We start from the raw sequence: 23,054 nt of genomic DNA on the forward strand, positions 1-23,054 counted from the left end.
AGCAGGAAAGGAGCTACCCATGAAAAAAATTCACACTTTCGCCATCATTTCTGTGCTATTTGCTCTCTTTTTCACCACCCTTTTGGTGTGGATTTATATGTATACTCATCAAACGAAGCTCCCCTCGAAAGTAACCGTCTCCGGCTGGGCTGTCGGCGGCCAAGATATTCCCTCTGTAATTAGTGAGCTTGATCAGAAGCTCCAAGCATTAGAAGAACTTCCTCTACATCTAAAGGAAGGCAATCGACCCCTGTACACCCCCAAGCTGACACTGCAGCATGCCGGAGTGAGGTATAACGCAAATGAGTTTAAACAGGCCGCAGCTGGGCTGTCCGAAGGAAACATGATTCAAAGACTGTTTAACCGACTCCGTTTCCAAAAAGACTGGAGCATCACCTACAGCTACGATCGTGCTAAATTGCAAAGCTATCTGTCTCCTGTCTGGGAACAATCTGAATTCGGTGACATCATCCCTGCTAAGGTCAATATTACGAAGCTGGATGAAATCGAGTTGATACCTGAGCACAGCGCGAACAGGATAAACTGGGTGGAAATGACCCGGCGCGTAGAACATGCTGTCCCCGCCGATTTTACAGTACTTATGAATCCAATAGAACCCAGACCTACTATTGTTATCGACCTCCCCCTCCAAGTGATGAACCCCTCAGTGACAATTGACTCTCTTAGAAGGTCGGGAATTCAGCGAAAAATCATTCAAGTCTCTACCCCGCTCGGCACTAGCGGAGAAGGCAGAACCTACAACGTAATGGCTGCCGCCAAAGCGGTGGATGGTATGATACTTAAGCCGGGTGATGAGCTGGACTATGGACAAATTGTTAAAAAAGTAGAGAAGGACAGCGGCTTCAAGGAAGCACCTGTCATTGTAGGCGGAGAGCTTGTGCCAGGAATCGGCGGAGGTATCTGCCAGGTCTCAAGCACCCTCTATACGGCGGCACTTAAGACGGGGCTGCACATTGTGGAACGAAGAAATCATTCACTGCCCGTCAGCTATATGCCCAAAGGTCTTGATGCTACGTTCGCGACGGGCTATATCAATTTCAGATTTCAGAATACGACGGGCAGCTCCCTATTGATCAAAGCTGAAGTCAGAGATCGTGAGATGGTTGTAAAGTTTTTTGGGACCATGGCAGAGAATGTTAGTTATGAACTTGAAACGCATCTTCTCGAAACCATCCCAGCACCCACAACGTATACGAATGACTCCTCTATCCCGGTAAATACGCAAACCGTAGTCCAAGAAGGAGCACCTGGTTATATCGTGGAAACCTATCAGATCAAACGGGTTAACGGAGATATCGTCTCCCGCACTTTGATCTCCAAGGACACCTATCGCCCACAAACGCGTCTTATTGCTGTGAATTCAGACAACCCTCCCTCTGAAAAAGAAGACCCGCCAGAAGATACGCCATCTGATCCCGCTCCTCCGGTCGAGGACGGTATACGTACACTAGGAACCATCGGAAATTGATATTTATTTGCGAGCAACAGGTGCTTCTGTCGTACTTTAAGTCCTAAAAAACTAAAAACTCATGGGCCTGTAGGATGCAGGTTCATGAGTTAATGAGTATTAAGTTATTGAGTTCATACTTCCTATTTTAGTGACGCACACTTTCTCCGACCTTCGCGGAATGATGCTCCTTGTATTTCTCCTTGTATTCAACCAGCCCGATCCGGCAGCCTGGACCAATCGTCACATGTCGTCCCCGCACAACCTTAGCTTCCACATGCTCTAGCCTGATGTTATCCCCCTCAATCAGGTCAGCCGTCAGCGTCTTGCTGACTCTCTTGCTGCGTAAGATCGGAAACCAGGATAAAGACGCCTGTTGAACATCAATCTGTGCCCCGCCGATTTCCCTTACATGACTTGGTCCATTCAGTTTAATTTGGATACGCTCCGCGTTCACGGCTCCTTCTGCCGTTATCACACCTCGTATGCGCACTTCTTCAGAGATACAGTCCCCGTGAAGCTGCAGCTGCCCAGAGCATTTTAGCTTCTCACCGCGAAGATTCTGCCCTACTTTCATTGCTCCGATCAGCTTCATGCGACGAACCTGCAATGACCCATCTACACGAAGCTCCCCCAGCGTTGAAGCCGAATCACCGGATAATCCGCCTTTAATATGCATGTTTCCCAATTGTTTAAATGAAGAAGCAGTTAATTGCCCTTGCACAGAGGCGTCCCCCATACAGCGAAAGGTCTCACAGCTCGCATCCCCGTCAATTCGGCCTTGGCCCATAATGCTTATTTTTCGAAATAATCCTCCAGCGGAGTCCCCTTCGCCAATTATTCTGACGTCGCTTTTCCAATCGCTGTTAAGCTCACGATTCCCTGTAATCACAACGAATTCACCTCTTTACATTTGAATGTAGCGATCGACGACCGTATCCTCATCCTGATGATAGGATTCCTTATATTCCACAAGACCGATCTGGCAGCCTGGGCCAATAACCACCCGGTTTCCCCTAACCGTTTGAGCATAGGTCTGCTCCAAGTAGATGTCGTCTCCCTCAATGACTTTGGCCTTCAGCTTAGGTGCGAGTCCTGGCACGAAACCATCGAGAAGCTTCACCTTGTGATCACGGCGCACATGAATGCGTTCCCCGCCGATATCCTCTGCCTCACACCCCAGAAGCAGCTTAATATCAACATCACCTGCGTTCAGGAGCCCACGGATCTTAAAGCCTCCCTGGACCTCGAATTTCTCGCATTCCACATCCCGATCTACGGACAGGGTTCCCGCCACCTCTACGCTGCTTGCGATGAGTTTGCCGCCTAAGTTAGCTTTGCCGTTGACAATAAGCGACTCTGTATCCAGCAGTCCTCTAATAGAAAAGACGCCATCCACTCGGGTACGCTCAGCTCTCACATTCCCTTTCGCTTTACTCGTTCCGTTTACGAGGATATCTTCTGCAGCGATATCACCATCCACCGTTGATAACCCATTCACGACGTAGCGATTACATTTCAAAGTGCCATTCAGACTTGCATTCCCATTCACCTCATAGCTGATACAGTCAATATCGCTGGAAAACCTGGCCATCCCATCTGCTCTGACATGCTGGTATACTCCCCCTGAAGAACTGCCGATCCCCGCAATATTCCGATTCCGTCTTTCTGCTTCACTCATAGCCATAACCTCCAGATCGATTTAAATGTACCTTGAGCTGTTCTATATATACTGCAATCGGTAATCTCAGCGCTTCCTTCACGCCCATATCGTAATAAATCCCGCTTCCGGCACTGACCATCATGAGAATCGGCACTCCCATTTTACGGATCAGAATGATGTCGCAGCCCTTATCCTCAAACTTCCTGTATTCCTGATGAAACGTACGAATGAGAAGCACTCCTTCATCTCGGGTCATTTGTCCGCTGGACAAAGCCTGATCCAGAACATAAAGGCAAAGAAGCTGCTCGAACTCCAGCTGCTCTGTCTCACGAAGCTCTGCTTGCTCTAAATACAATTGCATGGTAATCGGTGTAACCAGCTCTCTATGCATGATTTCTTCCTGTGTCAGAAGAAGTGTGCTAACCGATGGAGAGAACACATCTGCGAGCTCATCCAGAGATAGATCATCTTTCATGTTTTTTATTTTGTGAATTCGTGATAAGATGCTCTCCCTGGGGAAAAACGTCTCCTGACCCGTAAAGGAAGATCTGCGAATGAACCAACCCTCCGGAATTAAATTCTTCCGCTTCCATCGGTATAACTGTCCATATGAAATACCGGTGATCTCCAGCAGATCTTTCTTCGATATCAAGTCCTCCTGCATGTGAAATCAACCTCCTGAACACAATGTAACATAACATTGTTACGCTGTAAATGAAATGAGCTCGTTTCTTCGTCGTTAAGATTGTTACAGAGCCGTAGACAGCTGTGGATTAGCACTTTCTTGCGCCGGATAACTGAAAATAACAGGCTTCTACTTTTGAATCCTATCCACATGACTTGCATAGGACATGTTCAATTTCTCTGCTTGTCTGTGAGTAATGTGAATAGATATGTGCATAAACATGAAAAAAATGTCGTTATTTCGAGCGTCCTGTGTATAACACAATGTTATGCACATGAAAACGCACCATTTTATCCCGAATCGTGAATAAGTCTTCAAAATAACCCCATTTCCTACAGGAAGTTATCAACATTTTGGTATCTGTTGATAACTTTTCGTTCAGCGCTTACGTACGCCACAGACCGAGATGAAGCCCGTTTAAACTTTCCTGTCACTTCTTGATATCCACCCTATTTGAATTGAATTGCTCCGCTGAAAATGAAACCGCTTTTTATTGGAATATGCTTTATAATAAAAGTGACTACAATTCATCTCTATTCGAAGGGAGCACCTTTACATGGCCTTTATGCAATGTCACTTTTATTCCGAAGTACTAGGACTGAATACAACGATGCACGTCATTCTGCCTCAGCAGACTTTCTCTCAGATTGGCGTGGATACGAAGCAGGGACACGGGCCCTACCCGACACTTTATCTACTGCATGGTCTCTCCGATGATGACTCGATCTGGCTGCGCCGGACTTCCATTGAACGCTACGCCTCTGCTCTGGGAATCGCGGTCGTGATGCCGAACGGTTACCGCAGCTTCTACACCGATATGGCGGAAGGAAGCAAGTATTATACGTACATAACGGAGGAGGTTCCAAAGCTGGCCCGATCCTTCTTCCCATTGTCTTCTGCACGTGAGGATAACTTTGTGGCCGGGCTCTCCATGGGCGGATATGGTGCTATGAAGATTGCGTTGTCCAGACCCCAGGAATATGCTGCTGCCGCGAGCCTCTCGGGTGCTGTTGACATGGCTGCCCATTATGACAAGATCCAGACTCAGGATGAAGCACGAAGCGTAGAATTCAAACGGATATTCGGGGATAAGATAGCGGGCACGGATAATGATCTGCTGCATTTGCTCAAGGAATGCGATCAGCAGCCAGGACCTAAGCCTAAGCTGTTCCAATGCTGCGGGACAGAGGACTTTCTATATGAGGATAATCTCAGCTTCCGTTCGGCGGCTGAACAAACAAGTCTTGACTTCACCTATATCGAAGGCCCTGGAGAGCATGAGTGGGGATACTGGGATACACATATTCAGGATGTTTTGAACTGGCTTCCTTTGCAAAAATAAACAGTCAGCACGTTAAAAAAGGGATTACTTTGAGGAAGGCCGCACTGGCCTCCTTCAAGTAATCCCTTTTTATATTTAGAACGATTTACTTACTCTGTATGCTCCTTGAGCCATTGTGTCGTCAGACCCAGCATCGCTTCGCTTCGGCGAATCGCATCCGTTACTTGGACTGAAGCTGTACCTCCGTAAACATTACGCGCATTAACAACCGCTTCCGGCTGAAGCACGGCATAGATCTGATCATCGAACAGCTCGGAGAACTGCTTGAACTCATCAAGGGTTAGATCGAGCAAGTATTTTCCGTTTTGGATACAATACAGCACTGTCTTACCGATAACCTCATGTGCCTGACGGAAAGGAAGGCCATTGCCTACGAGGAAGTCCGCAATATCAGTCGCGTTGGAAAAGTCCTGGTTCACGGCTTCGCGCATGCGTCCTTTGTTTACCTTCATCGTAGCAATCATTGGCGCAAACAGCTGCAGCGCACCTTCAAGAGTTGCCACCGTATCAAACATACCTTCCTTGTCTTCCTGCATATCTTTGTTGTAGGCAAGCGGAAGGGATTTAAGCACAGTGAGCAGACCCATCAGATTCCCATATACACGTCCTGTCTTGCCGCGGACGAGCTCCGGTACATCCGGGTTCTTCTTCTGTGGCATAATGCTGCTGCCAGTGCAGAATGCATCATCAAGCTCAACAAAACTGAACTCTGTGCTGCTCCATAGTACCAGCTCCTCACTCAGACGAGACAGGTGCATCATAATAAGGGAAGCATCAGCTAAGAACTCAACGATAAAATCACGATCGCTTACCGCATCCAGGCTGTTCTCATACACACGGTCAAATTGAAGCTGCTCAGCTACAAAATGACGATCAATCGGGAAGGTTGTGCCTGCCAAGGCACCTGCACCCAGTGGAAGCACATTAATTCGTTTGTAGCTGTCGATCAGACGCTCCGCATCACGCTGGAACATGGAGACATACGCCATCAGATGATGAGCGAACAGAATGGGCTGTGCTCTTTGCAGATGGGTATAGCCAGGAATAATCGTATCCAGATTCTCTTTGGCTTGTCCGATCAGCGCCTCCTGCAGCGCATGCAGCATCCCGACAATCTCGATAACGCGTGACCGCAAGTAGAGATGCATGTCGGTTGCTACTTGGTCATTCCGACTGCGTCCCGTGTGAAGCTTACCACCTACCGGTCCGATCTCCTCAATCAGATTCTTCTCGATATTCATATGAATATCTTCATCCGAGACAGAGAACTCAATCTGGCCTTCCCGAATTTTGCCAAGGACCGTGTGAAGTCCTTCTTTGATCTTCTCCACATCCTCCTGTGGCAAAATCCCGCATTTGCCCAGCATCGTCACATGTGCCAGACTGCCTTGAATATCTTCCTCTGCAAGTGCCTTGTCAAAATTGATCGATGCTGTATATTCCTCAACCAAATGATTCGTTTGCTTGGTGAAACGCCCGCCCCATAATTTACTCATGTCTGTGCTTGCCTCCCTTTCACATCTCATGGATAAAGGCCGCTCCTGAGGTCTCTTCAAGGAACGGCCTTACGCTTCCTTACCAGCTTACTGCTGCTTTATCTATAATCATGCCACTCATGCCACTAGGACACTTCATTATTGGTTCTGTGCTACACCTGATCCGACCTTAAGACGAAGCGCATTCAGGCGGATGAAGCCTGTTGCATCCCCTTGATCGTAAGCCTGGGTAGGATCTGCCTCCATCGTAGCGATATCCGGATTGTACAGACTGACAGGGCTCTTCACACCAGCCGCGATAATATTGCCTTTGTACAGCTTCACGCGAACGGTTCCTGTTACATTCTTCTGGCTCTCTGTCACCAGTGCCTGCAGTGCCAGGCGTTCCGGTGCAAACCAGAAGCCGTTGTACACAAGCGTACTGTAGCGGGTAATCAAGCTGTCACGCAGGTTCATGACTTCACGGTCCATAGTGATGGATTCCATCTTACGATGTGCAGTGAACAGAATCGTTCCGCCTGGTGTCTCATACACGCCGCGGCTCTTCATACCCACGAAACGGTTCTCCACCATATCTACACGGCCGATTCCGTGCTTGCCGCCCAGCTCATTCAGCTTCTCCATCACTTCAAGCGGACTAAGCTGCTCTCCGTTCAAGGCTACGCAGTCCCCATTCTTGAACTCAAGGTCCAAGTATTCCGCTTCATCCGGAGCATCCTCCGGCGAGTTGCTAAGAAGGAACATTTCTTTGTTCTCCGGCGCACTCGCATCAAACCAAGGATCCTCAAGCACTCCGCTCTCATAGCTGATATGCAGCAGGTTGCGGTCCATGGAATACGGCTTCGCAGCCGATGCAGTTACCGGAATGCCATGCTGTTCTGCATAAGCGATCATTTCCGCCCGTCCCGGGAATTGATTACGGAATTCTTCCAGACGCCATGGGGCAATTACCTTGATATCTGGTGTCAGCGCAGCTGCGTTCAGCTCGAAACGAACCTGGTCGTTACCTTTGCCTGTCGCGCCGTGAGCAATAGCTGTTGCGCCTTCGGCAATCGCGATATCAACCATCCGTTTAGCAATCAATGGACGCGCGATACTGGTACCGAGCAGATATTGGCCTTCGTACAAGGCGCCTGCCTGGAACATTGGATAAATGAAGTCACTAGCGAACTCATCACGCAGATCGTCGATATATACTTTGGAGGCACCTGTTGCAAGTGCTTTTTCTTCTAGACCGTCCAGCTCTTCCTTCTGTCCGATATCTGCTGTGAATGCAATGATCTCTGCATCATAGGTTTCCTTGAGCCATTTTAGAATGACGGAAGTATCCAATCCGCCGGAATAAGCTAGTACAATTTTCTCTTTTGCCATAATGTCCTCCTTAAGTCGCTTGAACCATAGTCGATATGGAATCCAAAATTTTCAATTTAATTTATTTTAACATTAACAAGTCAATTTCATAAACCTTTAGCTGCTTAATTCAAGCTGAATTTCCCTACCACAATCTCCCCATTAACCCATCAGGGCAGCCATCAGTGCTTTTTGGGCATGAAGTCGGTTCTCCGCCTGGTCAAAAATAGCCGAGTTCGGTCCGTCGATGACGCCTTCACTTACTTCTTCGCCGCGGTGAGCAGGAAGGCAGTGCAGGAAGATATAATCCTTCTTCGCTCCTTTAACGAGCTCTTCATTAACCTGATAATCGGCAAAAGCGGCTTCGCGAACCTTCTGTTCTTCCTCAAAGCCCATACTTGCCCACACATCTGTATAAATAATATCCGCATCCTTCACTGCTTCCTCTGGACTGCGGGTCACCACAACCTGAGCTCCCGTCTCTTGCGCAATGCTCTTCGCCTGCTCTACGATCGCCGGATTCGGCTCGTATCCTTCTGGACTTGCTACCGATACATGCACTCCAAGCTTGGCAGCGCCGAGCATCAGGGAATGTGCCATGTTGTTTCCGTCGCCTACATAGGCCATCTTGAGACCTTTCAGCTGTCCTTTATGCTCCAGCACGGTCTGGAAATCAGCGAGCACCTGGCAAGGATGTGCATCGTCGCTCAGCCCGTTGATTACGGGAATATCCGCATACTTGGCAAGCTCCGTCACATTACTGTGCGCAAACGTCCGAATCATAATACCGTCCAGGTAACGTGAGAGCACCTGAGCTGTGTCGCTGATGATTTCGCCGCGTCCAAGCTGAATGTCATTTTTGCTAAGGAATAGTGCGTGCCCGCCCAGCTGGAACATCCCTACTTCAAAAGATACGCGTGTACGTGTCGATGATTTTTCAAAAATAAGTCCGATGGTCTTGCCCTTCAGCGGCTGATAGACTTCACCGCTTTTTTGCTTCTTCTTGATATCGACAGCAAGCTGTAGAAGATACTCAATCTCCTCTTTGCTGTAGTCTGTAAATTCAATAAAATCCCGGCCTTTGAGGTTCAGCTGTGTAATCGTCATTTTTCATCCTCCTTCAAATCTATCTCCATGCTCAAACTTCTTCTATCCTTCAACTGAGCTTCACCTCAGTTTAACGTTTAGTTCGACCTACAATGTTCCAGCTTCTAAGTTCCCCTTGCAGGACTGGCCTTATAAGGATTTACGCATTCGCCGCGACGTGTTCCTCAATCAAAGTCTTGATCAGAGCAACCGCTGTGTCGATTTCTTCTGTAGTTACGTACAAGTTCGGCAGGAAGCGAATCACTTCAGGCCCCGCATTCACGAACAGGAAGCCTCTGTTCTGGCCTGCTGTAATAATATCGCCAACCGGACCCTTACACGCAATGCCAACGATCAGACCTCTGCCGCGCACCTCAGTAACAAATGAAATGCCTTCCAGCTCCTTGCGCAAGGATTCGATCAAGTAATCTCCCATTTGCTGTGCTCGTTTAGGCAGCTCTTCTTCAATGATCGTCTCTATCGTTGCATTGACTGCTGCCATGGCCAGCGGTGTGCCGCCGAATGTGGTCGCATGACTTCCCGGGGTAAATGCGTCGCGCAAATAACCTTTACCCAGCATCGCACCCACCGGAAATCCACTGCCAATCCCTTTGGCTGAAGTGAAAATATCCGGCTCCACATCATAATGCTGATGAGCAAACAGCTTGCCTGTTCTGCCCATGCCTGTCTGCACCTCATCCATAATCAGCAGCAAGCCATGCTCCTCACAGAGTGCCTTCACTTTTCTCAAAAATTCCGGATCGACGACATGAATGCCGCCTTCAGCCAGGATCAGCTCTAGCATAATCGCCGCTGTATGCGGTGTAATCGCTGCTTCCAGTGCAGGAATATCATGCAATGGTACATGAACAAAGCCTTCAGGCAGCGGAAGGAAGCCCTCCTTCACTTTATCCTGTCCTGTCGCCGTGAGTGTTGCCAGTGTCCGGCCATGGAAGGACTGTTTGAAGGTGATAATTTCAAACTTGCCTTTGCCCAGCACTTTTTGCTGATATCTGCGCGCCAGCTTAATTGCAGCTTCATTAGCCTCTGCCCCGCTGTTGCAGAAGAACACTGCATCTGCACAAGTATTCGCCGTAAGCAGCTTCGCTGCCTGCTCCTGTCCAGGAATGGTGAACAGATTCGATACATGCCACAGCTCATCCAGCTGTTCCTTCACTTTATTTACAATCTTATCCGGCGCATGACCCAGATTGGTAACAGCGAGACCACTCACGAAGTCCAAATATTTATTGCCCTTGTCATCCCACAGGTAACTGCCCTTGCCCTTGATCAGGCTGAGCGGATACCGTGCATAGGTTGGAAAAAGCGAGCTCCCTGTTTCATTTGTCACTTGCGTATCCGGTGCTCCCGCTTGTGTCTGCTGTGATTGATTCGTAACGGTCATCATCTACACTCCCATCCGATTTTGGCGCATGCGCCTTTTTTAATAAAAAGTATTCATTGCTCCTACTGCAAACTCTTATTCCGAGCTGTTACCACGAACTCGTATTGTAAGTTAGTATTCTTCAACTTATTATTGCGGCCTAACCGTTACATCCGTACAATTCTCGTGCCGATCACTTCTCCCTTAAGCACCCGGCTCAAGATCTTCGGCTCGCTGCCGTCCACGATGACGACCTCTTTTACTTTGCCTTGAATACATTTAATCGCGGCTCTCACTTTGGGAATCATGCCTCCATAAATTTCGCCGCTCTGGATCATATCTTCAATCTGCTGCACGGTAACCGAAGGAAGCACTTTCTTCACTCCATCAACGTTCTTCATAATGCCAGGTACATCAGTAACGACAATCATTCGGTCCACACCCAGATGGGAAGCGACAGCTCCCGCCGCAGTGTCTGCGTTGATATTATAGCGTTGTCCTGCTGCATCTACACCTACAGGCGCAATTACTGGCATATAACCCAGGTTAACGATTCCTTCTATAATAGAAGCCTCTACCCGAGTGACATCTCCTACATAACCAACCTCAGCACTGTTACTGACCGGCTTCGCCTGTATGAGACCACCGTCCACACCGGACAAACCAATCGCCCGTGCTCCCGTCCCCTGGATAAGTCGGACGATCTGCTTGTTAATGCTGCCTGCCAGCACCATTTCCACAACATCCAGCACCGGCTCGGTTGTCTTACGCAGCCCATTAACGAATTCAGTTTCGATGCCAAGCTTCTCTAAATTTTCCGAAATCGCCGGACCGCCGCCATGAACGATAACGGGTGCTGTACCTTCCGCTTGAAGCTCACGCAAATCCTCGAAAAAGGAAGCCGGCAGCGCCGCAAGCGTACTCCCTCCGCATTTCATGACAAACGCTCCTGCTGACTTCCCGGTCGAGCTCTTCTTCACTTCTGCACTTGCCTGCGTCATGTCCCCTCTCCCCTTCTCCAAGTATCTTTATGTCCGATAAGCTGCATTAATCCGCACATAATCATAAGTCAGATCGCAGCCCCAGGCAGTAGCCTTACCTGTACCACCATGAAGATTAACAAAGATCTGAACCGTGTCGCCCTGAAGATAGGCAAGTGCCTCATCTTCACTGAATGCCACAGGACGAGAGCCTTGCAGCACCAAAATATCTCCCAGCTTCACATCCACCTGTTCCGGATTTACCGGCACGCCGGCACGGCCTACAGCAGCAATGATTCGTCCCCAGTTTGCATCTGCACCGAACATGGCTGTCTTGACCAGACTCGAACCAATCACCGTCTTCGCGATGGCTCTGGCAGAATCATCCGTGTCTGCTCCTTGAATGTTTACCTCAACCAGCTTTGTTGCGCCTTCTCCATCTCTTGCAATCGCCTTGGCCAACACTTCGCATACATAGTTGAATGCCTCTGCGAACGACTCCCAGTCTTTATGCTTCGGAGTGAGTATATCGTTGCCTGCCAGCCCGCTGGACATCGCCACCAGCATATCATTCGTACTGGTATCGCCGTCCACCGTAATCATATTGAAGGTCGAATCTGTCGATTGACCCAGCAGCCCTTGCAATGCCTGCTGTTCAATCTCTGCATCACAGGTTACAAAAGCAAGCATTGTCGCCATATTCGGGTGAATCATCCCTGAGCCCTTTGCCGCTCCCGCAATCGTAACTTGTTTGCCGTCCACTTGAGTGGTGACACAGATTTCTTTTTTTACAAGATCAGTAGTCAGAATCGCTTGAGAGAACTCACCCGCTACATCCGTGTCCTTGCCCATCTTCGCAGGCATCGCCTTAATTCCGGCATGTACACAATCCATCTTGAGCAGCTCACCAATGACACCCGTTGAAGCAACCGCTACATCCTCTTCGGCCACACCCAGCTCACGCGCAGCAGCTGCTCTCATTGCATAAGCATCTTCTTCTCCCTGCTTGCCCGTCACGGCATTCGCATTACCGCTGTTCACGATAATGGCTTGAAGCTTACCGTTCTTCAGACTGTCTCTTGTCACCTGAAGCGGTGCCGCTTGGAATACATTCGTTGTATATACAGCAGCCGCGTTCGCAACTACATCACATTTAATAGCGCCAAGATCGTTCCGATCTGTCTTCTTAAGTCCACAATGCAGACCTCCTGCGCTGAATCCTAAGGGCGATACGATCGATCCGTTATCCACGATGCTAAAAGCCTGAATTGCAACCTGTCCCATGATTTCCTCCCCATCCTATCCAAGTTAATATGAAAAGCCGGACATGCACGGATTATGCTTCCTTATATTTATGGGTATACTGGTGAGAATTGAAGACCTGTTGCTTCCTCCCAGCCCATCATCAGATTCAAATTCTGAATGGCCTGCCCAGCAGCGCCCTTCACGACATTATCAATCACGGCGAAGATGGTAACTCTTCCTGTACGTGAATCGGCTGAGAACCCAATGTCACAATAGTTGGATGCGAACACTTCCTTCGTCGCCGGCCAGCTTCCCGCTTGCCTGATTCGAATGAATGGCTTGCCCTCATAATACTGGTTGTATGCATCAATGAAATCCTGGTCTGTATAATTTCCATTTAAGGTTGCATACATCGTGCTCATGATACCTCTAGTCATAGGAACGAGCTGTGCTGTAAATGTGACGGTTACTTTATGACCTGCTATGTCTGTAAGTACCTGCTCAATCTCCGGAATGTGCTGATGCTTGTTGACCTTGTAGGCTTTGAAATTCTCATTAATCTCAGCATAATGCGAAGCCAGGCTTGTGCCTCGACCTGCTCCGGATACACCGGATTTCGCATCAATAATGATGCTTGCGGGATCGATCATGCCTGATGCGATGGCAGGAATCAGTCCCAGCAGCGTTGCTGTCGGATAACAGCCCGGGTTAGAGATGAAGTCTACACCTTGAACCTGCTCTCCATACACTTCACTAAGTCCGTAAACAGCCTGCTCCAGATACTGATCCTCTGCAGGAGTGTGTTTATACCATTTTTCATACGCTGCTCCGTCCTTCAACCTGAAGTCGCCCGACAGGTCAATAACCTTGAGACCCGCATCAATAAGCTGAGGAACGAGCTGTGTACTTACACCTGATGGCGTGGCGGTGAATACAAGATCCACATTTGCTGCCATATGGGCTACGTCAATGCCGTCCAGTGTCTGCTCCATAATCGTGTTCAAGTGAGGGAACCCTTCAGCAATGGATACTCCGCTCGTCGAAGACGAAATGACCGAGGCGATCTCTACGTTTGGATGATGCTGTAAAAAACGAATGAGCTCCACTCCGCCATACCCAGTGGAACCCACAATTGCTACCTTTAATTTGTTCTTCATAATGTCTCCCCTTCTCTCTTAAGCTGAGCTCACAGTCCATGCAACTCTCTATGTATGCAGCACTCTATATAACGGTGCCTATTATGTCAGTAATTCTGAATTTCTGATCCCTAATTTCCGATGTACTCCATACATTTAACGATACGTTCTCTTTAATAGATGTGAATTATTATACATCCAGACTTATATAAATACAACACTTTATACATGATTTCTATATGTTATTATTCGTTCCTGATCCTTCCCCTCGTCAAAAAAATGATGACATGCTATGAAATCTCTTTTCGTGGATTCCAATTGAGTGATATGATGCATAATAGGGTTAATTAAGCTCATAGATAGATTGGACTAATAAGCCTAGCTACATAGATATCATCGAATTTGGAGGAACGACTCACTTGGATATTAACCATATCAGCTACATCGTAGTGATCATCATCAATATGTTACTGGCTGCCGCCCTTATATTTCTAGAACGCAAAGATGCTTCTTCCACCTGGGCCTGGCTGCTCGTGCTTACTTTTATTCCGATTGTAGGGTTCGTGCTCTACCTGCTGCTCGGACAAAACCTTACAAGATACCGTCTTTTTCAATGGAAGGAACGCGCGAAGCTCAACATCGACCAGATGGTCATCGATCAGATTCGTCACCTGCAGGAGAAGGATTTCCCATTCCGCAAACAAGACACTTTAGAGTACAAGGATTTTATTTATATGCATCTCATTCAAAATGGTGCGCTATTTACGGAAGACAACAGTGTCGAAATCTTCTGCGACGGACATCATAAATTCAACAAGCTGATGGAAGACATTGAAAATGCACAGGATCATATTCATATCCAGTACTATATTCTTCGAGGAGATGGGCTGGGGAGAAGCATTCGAAATGCACTGATCAAAAAAGCCCGAGAAGGCGTGTACGTGCGGGTACTGTATGATGCGCTTGGCTCACGGAGCATGAAGAAGAGCTTCTTCAAAGAGCTGGTTGCAGCCGGAGGGAAGGTTGAGGTCTTCTTCCCATCGAAGTTCAGGCTGATCAACCTGCGGCTCAATTATCGTAATCACCGTAAGCTCGTTATCATTGATGGAATTATCGGATATACTGGCGGGTTTAACGTAGGGGATGAGTATCTCGGCAAGGATAAGAAGTTTGGATACTGGCGCGATACGCATCTGCGGATTCAAGGAACGGCGGTTTCCACACTGCAGGCCCGGTTTATTATGGACTGGAATGAAGCGTCCCGTTATCATGACATTACGTTTGTGCCTGAACATTTTCCTGAGCCGGAAGGCAAGGATCATATCGGTATGCAGATTGTAACGAGCGGACCCGATGCCGAAATCGAGCATATCAAGAATGGATATATCAAAATGATCTCTGCTGCGAAGAAATCCATCATCATTCAGACGCCGTATTTTATTCCCGATGCTAGTATGCTGGATGCGGTACGGATTGCCTGTCTGTCAGGAATTGATGTACGAATCATGATCCCGAATAAGCCGGACCACATGTTTGTCTACTGGGCAACAACTTCGTACGTCGGTGAGCTTATCAAGGTCGGCGCCAAGATTTATATCTACGACAACGGCTTCCTGCATACGAAAATGATCGTTGTAGATAAGAAAATGGCCACCATCGGTACAGCCAACTTCGATGTCCGCAGCTTCAGGCTTAACTTCGAGATCAACGCTTTTATTTATGATTCCAAGATTGCGCTGGAGCTGACGGATGCTTTCGAAAAAGATATGCAGCTCTCTGCCGAGATGACAGCAGAACACTACAGACAGCGTTCGCTCTGGATCCGGTTCAAGGAATCCATATCCAGGCTGCTCTCGCCAATTTTATAGCTATATAATAGAGAAAAGGGAGTTCCTCCGTTCAAACGTGAGGCCACTCCCTTTTGTCATTTCCCTATTAACTTATTCATTTATGCATTAGCCGCTCCATTCATTCTTTAGCGACTCAGCCTGAATCTCTACATCTACTAGCTGTAGCTAAAAATTTTCTACATTTCTGTAGCTACACATACCATTCTTCTCCACCTGCACTCGGTGTTCATCGCTTGAATAAGTTCATGAACTTCGATGATTCACAGTTTGCATAAATACGGCTTATGCAGCAAGTAACTAACACGCTTCTGTTTAGAATGTCTTCTTAAACCCTTCTCCCAGCACCTCATGCGCATTCGTAATGGTCACAAATGCATTCGGATCCACCGCACGAACGAGCGTCTTCAATCTCGCAATCTCACTTTGCCCCACAACAACCATCAGCACCGTACGGTCATCATCCGTATAACCTCCTTGGGCAGACAGCTTCGTTACGCCTCGGTCCAGATCGTGCAATATCGCCTGCTTAATTGGTTCCGTATAATTGGATATAATGTAGGCGACTTTGGAAGTACCAAATCCCATTTCAACCGCATCAATCACTTTTCCCGTGACATATAAACTGATGAGTGCATAAAGTGAGTTCTCTAGGGACAGCAGCATCCCCGCTATTACAATAACTGCCCCATCCAGCAGCATGACACTCAGGGACAGCCGGAGACCACTGTATTTCTGAATAATTTGCGCAAGGATCGTCAGTCCCCCTGTGGAACCTCGTCCGCGGTATACGATACCAATCCCGAGCCCAACGCCAATTCCGCCAAAGATCGAAGCCAGCAGCGGGTTGCTGGTAGGCACCGTCCAATCCTTAGTAAGATAAACGAACAGCGGAAGCATCACACTTCCGAGCAGGGAACGGATAGCATATTGCCTTCCCAGTATGGAATACCCTGCAATGAATAACGGAATATTCAGTGCCCACTGTGTAAATGCCGGTTCGAATCCGAAGGCGGCCTGCCCCAGAATCGAGATACCCGATACACCGCCCGAGGCGATCAAATTCGGCACGAGGAACAGATTGAAGGCAATGGACATGACAAATGCCCCGAATATGATGAAAAAGGCGTCAACGACCACTCGAAGCGGACCGTCCACCGGAATGAGATTTGAAGCTCTTTTGTTCCTGCTCTTGCGCTCTTGTGCTTGCTGCATCTTGATTACTGTCTCCCCTTAACATAGATGATCGATGATTTCACTTCATAATTAAAAACAACCAAAAAAATTCCTACACGGCTATACTTAACCTTACCATGTTGGAATTCCATATAAATTATTCAGACTCCACCTTAATTTGCTTGCGGAGGTATCCATCAATGAAAGTATCCAGATCGCCGTCCATTACTGCGCCTACGTTCCCCGTCTCCACGGATGTGCGGTGATCCTTTACCATACTATAGGGATGGAATACATAGGAGCGAATCTGGCTGCCCCATGCAATTTCCGACTGTTCCCCTCGGATTTCATCCAGTTCTTTTTGCTGCTCTTCCAGTTTTCGCTCGTACAGCTTCGAACGAAGCATCGTCATGGCACGCTCACGGTTCTTGATCTGAGAGCGCTCATTCTGACACGTCACAACGACACCGGTTGGAATATGCGTAATCCGTACAGCCGAGTCCGTCGTATTGATATGCTGACCGCCGGCACCGCTCGCACGGTACGTATCGATCTTCAAATCTTCAGTCCGGATATCCACTTCTACGTCCTCTGTAATCTCGGGTACAACATCACAGGATACGAACGAGGTGTGTCTGCGGCCAGATGAATCGAATGGAGAGATTCGCACCAGACGATGTACACCCTTCTCAGCTTTGAGGTAACCATAAGCATTATAGCCCTTAATGGACAAGGTCACGCTCTTGATTCCCGCTTCGTCTCCCGGAAGGTAATCCAGCACTTCCACCTTGAAGCCGCGCTTCTCAGCCCAGCGAGTGTACATCCGAAGCAGCATTTGTCCCCAGTCCTGAGACTCCGTACCGCCTGCACCAGGATGCAGCTCCAGAATGGCATTCATCTTGTCATAAGGCTGATCCAGCAGCAGCTGCAGCTCGAACTCCTCCAGCTTGCTTACCAGGGCTTTGATCGTTTCACCGATTTCTGCCGCGATGCTCTCATCGCCTTCCTCTTCCGCCAGCTCGATCATCATGCTCGCATCATCATATTCCTGCTGCAGCTTCTTGTACTGATCGACAGAGCCCTTCACTGCATTCATCTCGGAGATGAGCGCCTGGGCTTTATCATTATCATCCCAAAAATCAGGGGCTGACATCTTCTCTTCGAAGTTTGCGATCATTTCATTCTTCAGATCTAAGTCAAAGAGACCCCCTAAGGTTGGTTAGTTTCTTGCTGATCTCGCGTAAATCCTGCTTAATGCTTGGTTCAATCATGATTCACAGATTCCTCTCTTTACTTGTAGATAAAGCCCCACTGAGACCTGGCCACGTACAGTAACACGGACAAGTCTCAGGGAGCTGTATTATTAAAACAAACCTATTTCAGATTATGCATCACGCCATCCCATGCATCCTGTGCATCACACAGGTGGGATTCTGAGCAAAACCCTTAATTTATATTATATTCTATGCCGAATTAAGAAGTTTGACCATGGCAATGTTTATATTTCTTGCCACTGCCGCAAGGACAAGGATCGTTGCGTCCGATTTGGTCTGCTACCTTCACAGGACGCTTCTCCGCAGGTTCGCCGCTTGTTGAGATCTGCTTCTCGTCCACAACCGCTTGACGCTCCTGGTTGCTCTCGATTTGAGCTCTCATGACATAAGTTGCAACTTCCTCCTGAATCGTGGAGATCATCTCGTTGAACATCGCAAATCCTTCAAATTGGTATTCGCGAAGCGGATCAGTACCGCCGTATGCCCGAAGGTGAATCCCTTGACGCAGCTGATCCATCGCATCGATATGGTCCATCCATTTGCTATCTACCGCACGAAGCACAATAACCTTCTCGAATTCACGCACCATTTCTTCCCCAATGCGCTCTTCACGGGCATCATACTTCTCCTGCACCTTGCCAAAGATGAACTCAACGATCTCTTCAACCTCTTTGCCCCATAGATCATCGCGGGTAATAGCGCCCTCTTCGAGCATCTTACTGTTCATGTAGTCTGCTACTTCCTGCAGCTCCCAGTTCTCTGGGATATCATCCGGGCAGTGAGCCTCCACATTACGCTGAATCGTTCCACGGATCATCTCCATCACGATCTGCTTGATGTTCTCAGACTCCAGCACCTCACGACGCTGCTTGTAGATGACTTCACGCTGCTGGTTCATGACATCGTCATATTGGAGAACGACTTTACGCATATCGAAGTTATTGCCCTCAACACGCTTCTGAGCGGATTCTACCGCACGCGTAATCATCTTGCTCTCAATCGGCTGATCTTCCTCGAAGCCAAGACGCTCCATCATGTTCAGTACGTTATCCGCACCAAAGCGCTTCATGAGCTCATCGCCAAGTGACAGATAGAACTGCGTCGAACCCGGATCACCCTGACGTCCGGCACGACCGCGTAGCTGGTTATCGATCCGTCTCGACTCATGACGCTCTGTACCGATGATGTGCAGGCCGCCAAGATCCGATACGCCTTCACCCAGAATAATGTCTGTACCGCGTCCAGCCATGTTGGTCGCAATCGTTACCGCTCCAGCCTGACCTGCACCGGAGATGATCTGTGCTTCCTCCGCATGGTATTTCGCGTTCAATACCTGGTGCTTCACACCTTTGCGCTTCAGCATTTCGGACAGAACCTCAGAGTTCTCAATGGACACCGTACCCACGAGTACCGGCTGATTCTTCGCATGACGTTCTACGATCTCATTCACCACGGCTCTGAACTTGCTCTCTACGCTCTTATAAACCACATCCGGGATATCCTGACGCTGGTTCGGACGGTTCGTCGGTACTTGAAGCACTTCAAGTCCGTAAATCTTCTTGAACTCTTCTTCCTCTGTCTTCGCCGTACCGGTCATCCCTGCCAGCTTCTTGTACATCCGGAAATAGTTCTGGAAGGTAATCGTCGCAAGCGTCATGCTCTCGTTCTGAACTTCGATGCCTTCCTTCGCTTCGATCGCCTGGTGCAGACCATCGCTGTAACGACGACCCGCCATTAGACGGCCTGTAAATTCGTCAACGATGACAACTTCGCCTTCTGCAACGACGTAATCGACGTCACGACGCATGATGACATTCGCCTTAAGCCCCTGCACGATATGGTGATTCAGCGTTACATGAGCTTGGTCGTACAAGTTATCAATACCAAAAGCACGCTCAGCCTTAGCAACCCCTGCTTCGGTCAGCGCTACAGATTTCACCTTAATATCTACAGTGTAATCCTCTTCAGCGACCAGCTTCTTCACGAAACGATCGGCTGCAAAATAGAGCTCTGTCGATTTCTGGGCTTGTCCGGAAATGATGAGCGGTGTACGCGCTTCGTCAACAAGGATGGAGTCCACTTCGTCAATAATGCAGAAATAGAGTGGACGCTGTACCATTTGTTCCTTGTATAGGACCATGTTGTCACGAAGGTAGTCAAACCCGTATTCGTTGTTCGTTCCGTACGTAATATCACATGCATAAGCAGCCTGCTTGGACGCATGATCCATGCCGCTGAGGTTAATCCCAACGGTCATGCCGAGGTACTCATAAATCTGTCCCATCTCCTGGCTGTCACGTTGAGCCAAATAGTCATTGACCGTAACCACGTGAGCACCCTTGCCAAGAAGTGCATTGAGATATACAGGCAGCGTTCCGACGAGCGTCTTCCCTTCCCCTGTCTTCATCTCTGCAATCCGGCCTTCATGCAGTGCAATACCGCCAAGTAGCTGTACGTCATAGTGACGTTTATTCAAGACACGCTTCGATGCTTCCCTTACAGTAGCAAAGGCTTCCGGCAGTATCTCCTCAAGGGTAGCCCCTTTCTCAATCCGTGCGCGGAACTCCTCTGTCTTCCCTTTAAGTTGAGCGTCGGAAAGCGCGGTAAATTCCGGTTCCATTTTATTAATAGTATCGACCGTCTTCATCAGACGTTTGACATCACGCTCGTTGGTGTCGCCGAAGATCTTCTTCACTAGTCCTAGCATGGTTAACCCCTTTCGTGCAAAACAGATGTTAGAATCAAACTCGGCATGCAAAGGGTAAATGTTAGGAACTTGAGTGGTTCAACTGTCATTCAAAGTTCTTACATGCACAAGCTGATGTTCATATCGAATCATTCATAACATTTCTACGCATATTCAAATCAAGGTGAATCCACTTCATCACTCACGAAAACAATGAATTAGATTCAGCGGTGAATCAATTTCATAAATCATAAACAAAGGTATTATGAAATTGATTCTAGTATACATAAAAATGGTTTTGCCTAAATTGTAACAGTTTGTCAAGGCTGTCGCAACAAGGGCAGGCCCTTTATTTTCACCGAATTCCGCTATTAAAATGAGCAGTGAAACTCATCACAGCCCTAGCCCATCATCCGGTAAGACTCTGTATATATAGACGCATGAGCCTAATATTTAGTTTCGCTATATGACGAAGACATTATGTGGAAAAATACAAAAAAGAGCCCCTGCTCATCAAAGAGAGGGCTCTTGGTTATTTTCTAGTTCGATCAAATTTTTAAATAATCCTTACCAGTACCTGCACGCAACATTCACAATCGTTTCAGTCAACCTTAGATTAAGTTGAAATCAAACCGGCTGAATGCAATAAGATTTAAATGGTACTTACTCATTCTTGTTCAATAAGACCGTACTTGCCGTCATTACGCTTGTACACGACGCTAACTTCATTATTCTCAATATTGGAGAATACAAAGAAGTTATGGCCGACCATGTTCATCTGTAAAATGGCTTCCTCCACATCCATCGGCTTCAGGAAGAATTTCTTCGTACGGACCACTTCTAGATCATCATATTCACTGTCCAGCTCCTCATCGGTAACTGGGGACGGGCTGGCAGGAACATTTTCAACAAAAAACGTCTTCAAATTATCTTCTTGACGGAATTTGCGGTTGATCTTCGTCTTATGCTTGCGGATCTGACGCTCGAGCTTCTCCACCACCGCGTCAATGGACGCGTACATGTCCGTGCTCTCGTCTTCTGCGCGAAGGACCAGACCTTTCATCGGAATCGTAACCTCAACAGTGTGGAACCCGCGGTTAACATTCACGCTTAGTGTCACATTGCCATCAGAGGTTAGAGGTTCATCGAAATACTTCTCTAGCTTGCTAAGTTTCTTGTCGACATATTCTTTCAAAGCATCGGTAACCTCGATTTGTTGACCTCGAATACTCAAATTCATAGGGCAATTCCTCCTTTTCCTTTGCACCTTGATTATAACATGTTTGTTAGGCCAATGTAAAAAGAATGAGGGCGTTTTACACATATCTAACACAAAGTTATGACAATTGTATGAGGAGCGTTTGAGGCGAGCAGGATTCGGTTAAAATACTCTGTTATCTTTGTGAAATGAGAAGAAGAAATCTGCGGATTTTGGCGGAGACTTTCACTTATTTTGTCGGAAATTTAATATAATGTGAAATTAAAATTTCTGATCATGCAAGAAAATAAGCTTTAGATCTCGTTGAGATAAGGTTGAAGTTGTCTTAAATGGGGCCAAGACTCTGAGAGTACACATCCTGAGGGGGAGCAAAGCCTGTGAGGTACTATTTAGTGAGGTTCAATATATAATCCATTGAGATATATGCAATGTTGCATGAATAGCTATGAGTAGTAGCACCTGGCAATAATAGAGGAGATTGAAGATTAAGTTTGAAGCTTTAGGTTCAATGCTTAAAGTTTGTTGTTTGATATTAGATACTCGAAAGAGAGCAGGCTTGTATGTGTCCCTTCATGTGTACCTTGGTACCCAAGCTAAGCGAGGAGAGATAAATCCCTCTAACGGGAACAAAAAAAACCTTGAGACAACTGTCTCAAGGTTGACGCTAGCTAAACTCAATTGTTAACCATCTAACCGTTATATGTAGGTCGGGCTAAGCCGGGATGATTATAATTTGATTACGTTAGCAGCTTGTGGTCCACGTGCGCCTTCGACGATTTCGAATTCTACGGATTGACCTTCTTCCAAAGTCTTGAAGCCTTCGGATTGGATTGCGGAAAAGTGTACGAATACGTCGCCGCCTTCCTCAGTCTCGATGAAACCATAACCTTTTTCTGCGTTAAACCATTTAACTTTACCTTGCATGCACGAACATTCCCTTCGTCATCAAATGAAGTGAGCTTGGCTCACAACTCCGACTATACCATCCAAACTTATCCATTGTCAATTGGAAAAGAA

18 protein-coding genes are annotated in these 23,054 nt (G+C 47.6%); 3 read left to right on the forward strand and 15 right to left on the reverse strand.

Features of this window, described 5'->3' with window-relative positions; genetic code table 11:
- Positions 1–97: 97 nt before the first annotated feature.
- Positions 98–1,489: a VanW family protein gene (locus tag PUW25_RS22545; protein WP_274337566.1), complete on the forward strand. Its 1,392-nt coding sequence runs from the start codon at positions 98–100 to the stop codon at positions 1,487–1,489.
- Positions 1,490–1,616: 127 nt separating this feature from the next.
- Here PUW25_RS22545 and PUW25_RS22550 read toward each other — a convergent pair whose 3' ends face one another.
- Genes PUW25_RS22550 through PUW25_RS22560 form a run of 3 tightly spaced genes read right to left on the reverse strand, consistent with a single transcriptional unit; the run spans position 1,617 to position 3,795 of the window.
- Positions 1,617–2,360, reverse strand: a complete 744-nt coding sequence (locus PUW25_RS22550; RefSeq protein WP_274337568.1) for a hypothetical protein — start codon at positions 2,358–2,360, stop codon at positions 1,617–1,619.
- A gap of 15 nt (positions 2,361–2,375) precedes the next feature.
- The gene (locus PUW25_RS22555; protein WP_274337570.1) at positions 2,376–3,149 is read right to left on the reverse strand and encodes a bactofilin family protein; all 774 of its coding nucleotides are present in this window, start codon (positions 3,147–3,149) and stop codon (positions 2,376–2,378) included.
- Complete coding sequence (locus PUW25_RS22560) at positions 3,142–3,795, reverse strand: YhbD family protein (RefSeq protein WP_274337572.1); 654 nt, start codon at positions 3,793–3,795, stop codon at positions 3,142–3,144. The genes PUW25_RS22555 and PUW25_RS22560 overlap by 8 nt, the downstream gene beginning before the upstream one ends.
- A gap of 577 nt (positions 3,796–4,372) precedes the next feature.
- Here PUW25_RS22560 and PUW25_RS22565 point away from each other — a divergent pair.
- Positions 4,373–5,158 (forward strand): alpha/beta hydrolase, encoded by a 786-nt coding sequence (locus tag PUW25_RS22565; protein WP_047912346.1) that lies wholly within the window; start codon positions 4,373–4,375, stop codon positions 5,156–5,158.
- Positions 5,159–5,247: 89 nt separating this feature from the next.
- Here the strand turns inward: PUW25_RS22565 and argH are convergent, their stop codons facing one another.
- The 7 genes from argH to argC all read right to left on the reverse strand — a co-directional run bounded on the left by argH (position 5,248) and on the right by argC (position 13,856).
- Positions 5,248–6,654, reverse strand: coding sequence for an argininosuccinate lyase (gene argH, locus PUW25_RS22570; RefSeq protein ID WP_047912347.1), 1,407 nt, complete (start codon positions 6,652–6,654; stop codon positions 5,248–5,250).
- 138 nt (positions 6,655–6,792) lie between these two features.
- Entirely contained in the window at positions 6,793–8,025 is a 1,233-nt protein-coding gene (locus PUW25_RS22575) for an argininosuccinate synthase (protein WP_047912348.1), read from the reverse strand.
- Between the two features lie 141 nt (positions 8,026–8,166).
- The gene (argF, locus tag PUW25_RS22580) at positions 8,167–9,111 is read right to left on the reverse strand and encodes an ornithine carbamoyltransferase (RefSeq protein ID WP_047912349.1); all 945 of its coding nucleotides are present in this window, start codon (positions 9,109–9,111) and stop codon (positions 8,167–8,169) included.
- A gap of 139 nt (positions 9,112–9,250) precedes the next feature.
- Complete coding sequence (locus tag PUW25_RS22585; protein ID WP_152557759.1) at positions 9,251–10,498, reverse strand: acetylornithine transaminase; 1,248 nt, start codon at positions 10,496–10,498, stop codon at positions 9,251–9,253.
- Positions 10,499–10,641: 143 nt separating this feature from the next.
- Entirely contained in the window at positions 10,642–11,475 is an 834-nt protein-coding gene (gene argB / locus PUW25_RS22590) for an acetylglutamate kinase (RefSeq protein ID WP_047912351.1), read from the reverse strand.
- A 27-nt stretch (positions 11,476–11,502) separates the two neighbouring features.
- A complete protein-coding gene (gene argJ / locus PUW25_RS22595; protein WP_047912352.1) occupies positions 11,503–12,738 on the reverse strand; it encodes a bifunctional glutamate N-acetyltransferase/amino-acid acetyltransferase ArgJ in 1,236 nt (411 codons plus the stop codon).
- Between the two features lie 68 nt (positions 12,739–12,806).
- Positions 12,807–13,856 carry an N-acetyl-gamma-glutamyl-phosphate reductase gene (gene argC / locus PUW25_RS22600; protein ID WP_047912353.1) on the reverse strand — a complete coding sequence of 350 codons (1,050 nt, stop codon included), beginning with the start codon at positions 13,854–13,856 and terminating at the stop codon, positions 12,807–12,809.
- A gap of 398 nt (positions 13,857–14,254) precedes the next feature.
- On the opposite strand from argC, the gene cls reads away from it, so the two are divergent.
- On the forward strand, positions 14,255–15,703 hold the full coding sequence (gene cls / locus PUW25_RS22605) for a cardiolipin synthase (protein ID WP_047912354.1): 1,449 nt from the start codon (positions 14,255–14,257) through the stop codon (positions 15,701–15,703).
- A 294-nt stretch (positions 15,704–15,997) separates the two neighbouring features.
- Here the strand turns inward: cls and PUW25_RS22610 are convergent, their stop codons facing one another.
- The 5 genes from PUW25_RS22610 to PUW25_RS22630 form a co-directional block, all read right to left on the reverse strand.
- Positions 15,998–16,897 carry a YitT family protein gene (locus tag PUW25_RS22610; RefSeq protein ID WP_047912355.1) on the reverse strand — a complete coding sequence of 300 codons (900 nt, stop codon included), beginning with the start codon at positions 16,895–16,897 and terminating at the stop codon, positions 15,998–16,000.
- A gap of 118 nt (positions 16,898–17,015) precedes the next feature.
- Positions 17,016–18,129 (reverse strand): peptide chain release factor 2 gene (gene prfB / locus PUW25_RS22615; protein ID WP_152557760.1). Its coding sequence is split into 2 segments (ribosomal slippage): positions 17,016–18,056 and positions 18,058–18,129, totalling 1,113 coding nucleotides; the frame shifts between segments, so codons are not numbered across the junction.
- A 202-nt stretch (positions 18,130–18,331) separates the two neighbouring features.
- Entirely contained in the window at positions 18,332–20,839 is a 2,508-nt protein-coding gene (gene secA, locus PUW25_RS22620) for a preprotein translocase subunit SecA (protein ID WP_047912356.1), read from the reverse strand.
- Between the two features lie 646 nt (positions 20,840–21,485).
- Positions 21,486–22,058: a ribosome hibernation-promoting factor, HPF/YfiA family gene (gene hpf, locus PUW25_RS22625; RefSeq protein ID WP_274337575.1), complete on the reverse strand. Its 573-nt coding sequence runs from the start codon at positions 22,056–22,058 to the stop codon at positions 21,486–21,488.
- Positions 22,059–22,763: 705 nt separating this feature from the next.
- Positions 22,764–22,961 carry a cold-shock protein gene (locus PUW25_RS22630; protein ID WP_007132290.1) on the reverse strand — a complete coding sequence of 66 codons (198 nt, stop codon included), beginning with the start codon at positions 22,959–22,961 and terminating at the stop codon, positions 22,764–22,766.
- Positions 22,962–23,054: the final 93 nt, after the last annotated feature.

It is taken from the genome of Paenibacillus urinalis (assembly GCF_028747985.1).
Lineage (GTDB): Bacteria > Bacillota > Bacilli > Paenibacillales > Paenibacillaceae > Paenibacillus > Paenibacillus urinalis.

Coding starts and splice junctions, on each gene's coding strand:
- PUW25_RS22545 (WP_274337566.1), top strand. CDS start 98: ATGTATACTCATCAAACGAAGCTCCCCTCGAAAGTAACCGTCTCCGGC.
- PUW25_RS22555 (WP_274337570.1), bottom strand. CDS start 3,149: ATGAGTGAAGCAGAAAGACGGAATCGGAATATTGCGGGGATCGGCAGT.
- PUW25_RS22560 (WP_274337572.1), bottom strand. CDS start 3,795: ATGCAGGAGGACTTGATATCGAAGAAAGATCTGCTGGAGATCACCGGT.
- PUW25_RS22565 (WP_047912346.1), top strand. CDS start 4,373: ATGGCCTTTATGCAATGTCACTTTTATTCCGAAGTACTAGGACTGAAT.
- argH (WP_047912347.1), bottom strand. CDS start 6,654: ATGAGTAAATTATGGGGCGGGCGTTTCACCAAGCAAACGAATCATTTG.
- PUW25_RS22575 (WP_047912348.1), bottom strand. CDS start 8,025: ATGGCAAAAGAGAAAATTGTACTAGCTTATTCCGGCGGATTGGATACT.
- argF (WP_047912349.1), bottom strand. CDS start 9,111: ATGACGATTACACAGCTGAACCTCAAAGGCCGGGATTTTATTGAATTT.
- PUW25_RS22585 (WP_152557759.1), bottom strand. CDS start 10,498: ATGATGACCGTTACGAATCAATCACAGCAGACACAAGCGGGAGCACCG.
- argB (WP_047912351.1), bottom strand. CDS start 11,475: ATGACGCAGGCAAGTGCAGAAGTGAAGAAGAGCTCGACCGGGAAGTCA.
- argJ (WP_047912352.1), bottom strand. CDS start 12,738: ATGGGACAGGTTGCAATTCAGGCTTTTAGCATCGTGGATAACGGATCG.
- argC (WP_047912353.1), bottom strand. CDS start 13,856: ATGAAGAACAAATTAAAGGTAGCAATTGTGGGTTCCACTGGGTATGGC.
- PUW25_RS22610 (WP_047912355.1), bottom strand. CDS start 16,897: ATGCAGCAAGCACAAGAGCGCAAGAGCAGGAACAAAAGAGCTTCAAAT.
- secA (WP_047912356.1), bottom strand. CDS start 20,839: ATGCTAGGACTAGTGAAGAAGATCTTCGGCGACACCAACGAGCGTGAT.
- hpf (WP_274337575.1), bottom strand. CDS start 22,058: ATGAATTTGAGTATTCGAGGTCAACAAATCGAGGTTACCGATGCTTTG.
- PUW25_RS22630 (WP_007132290.1), bottom strand. CDS start 22,961: ATGCAAGGTAAAGTTAAATGGTTTAACGCAGAAAAAGGTTATGGTTTC.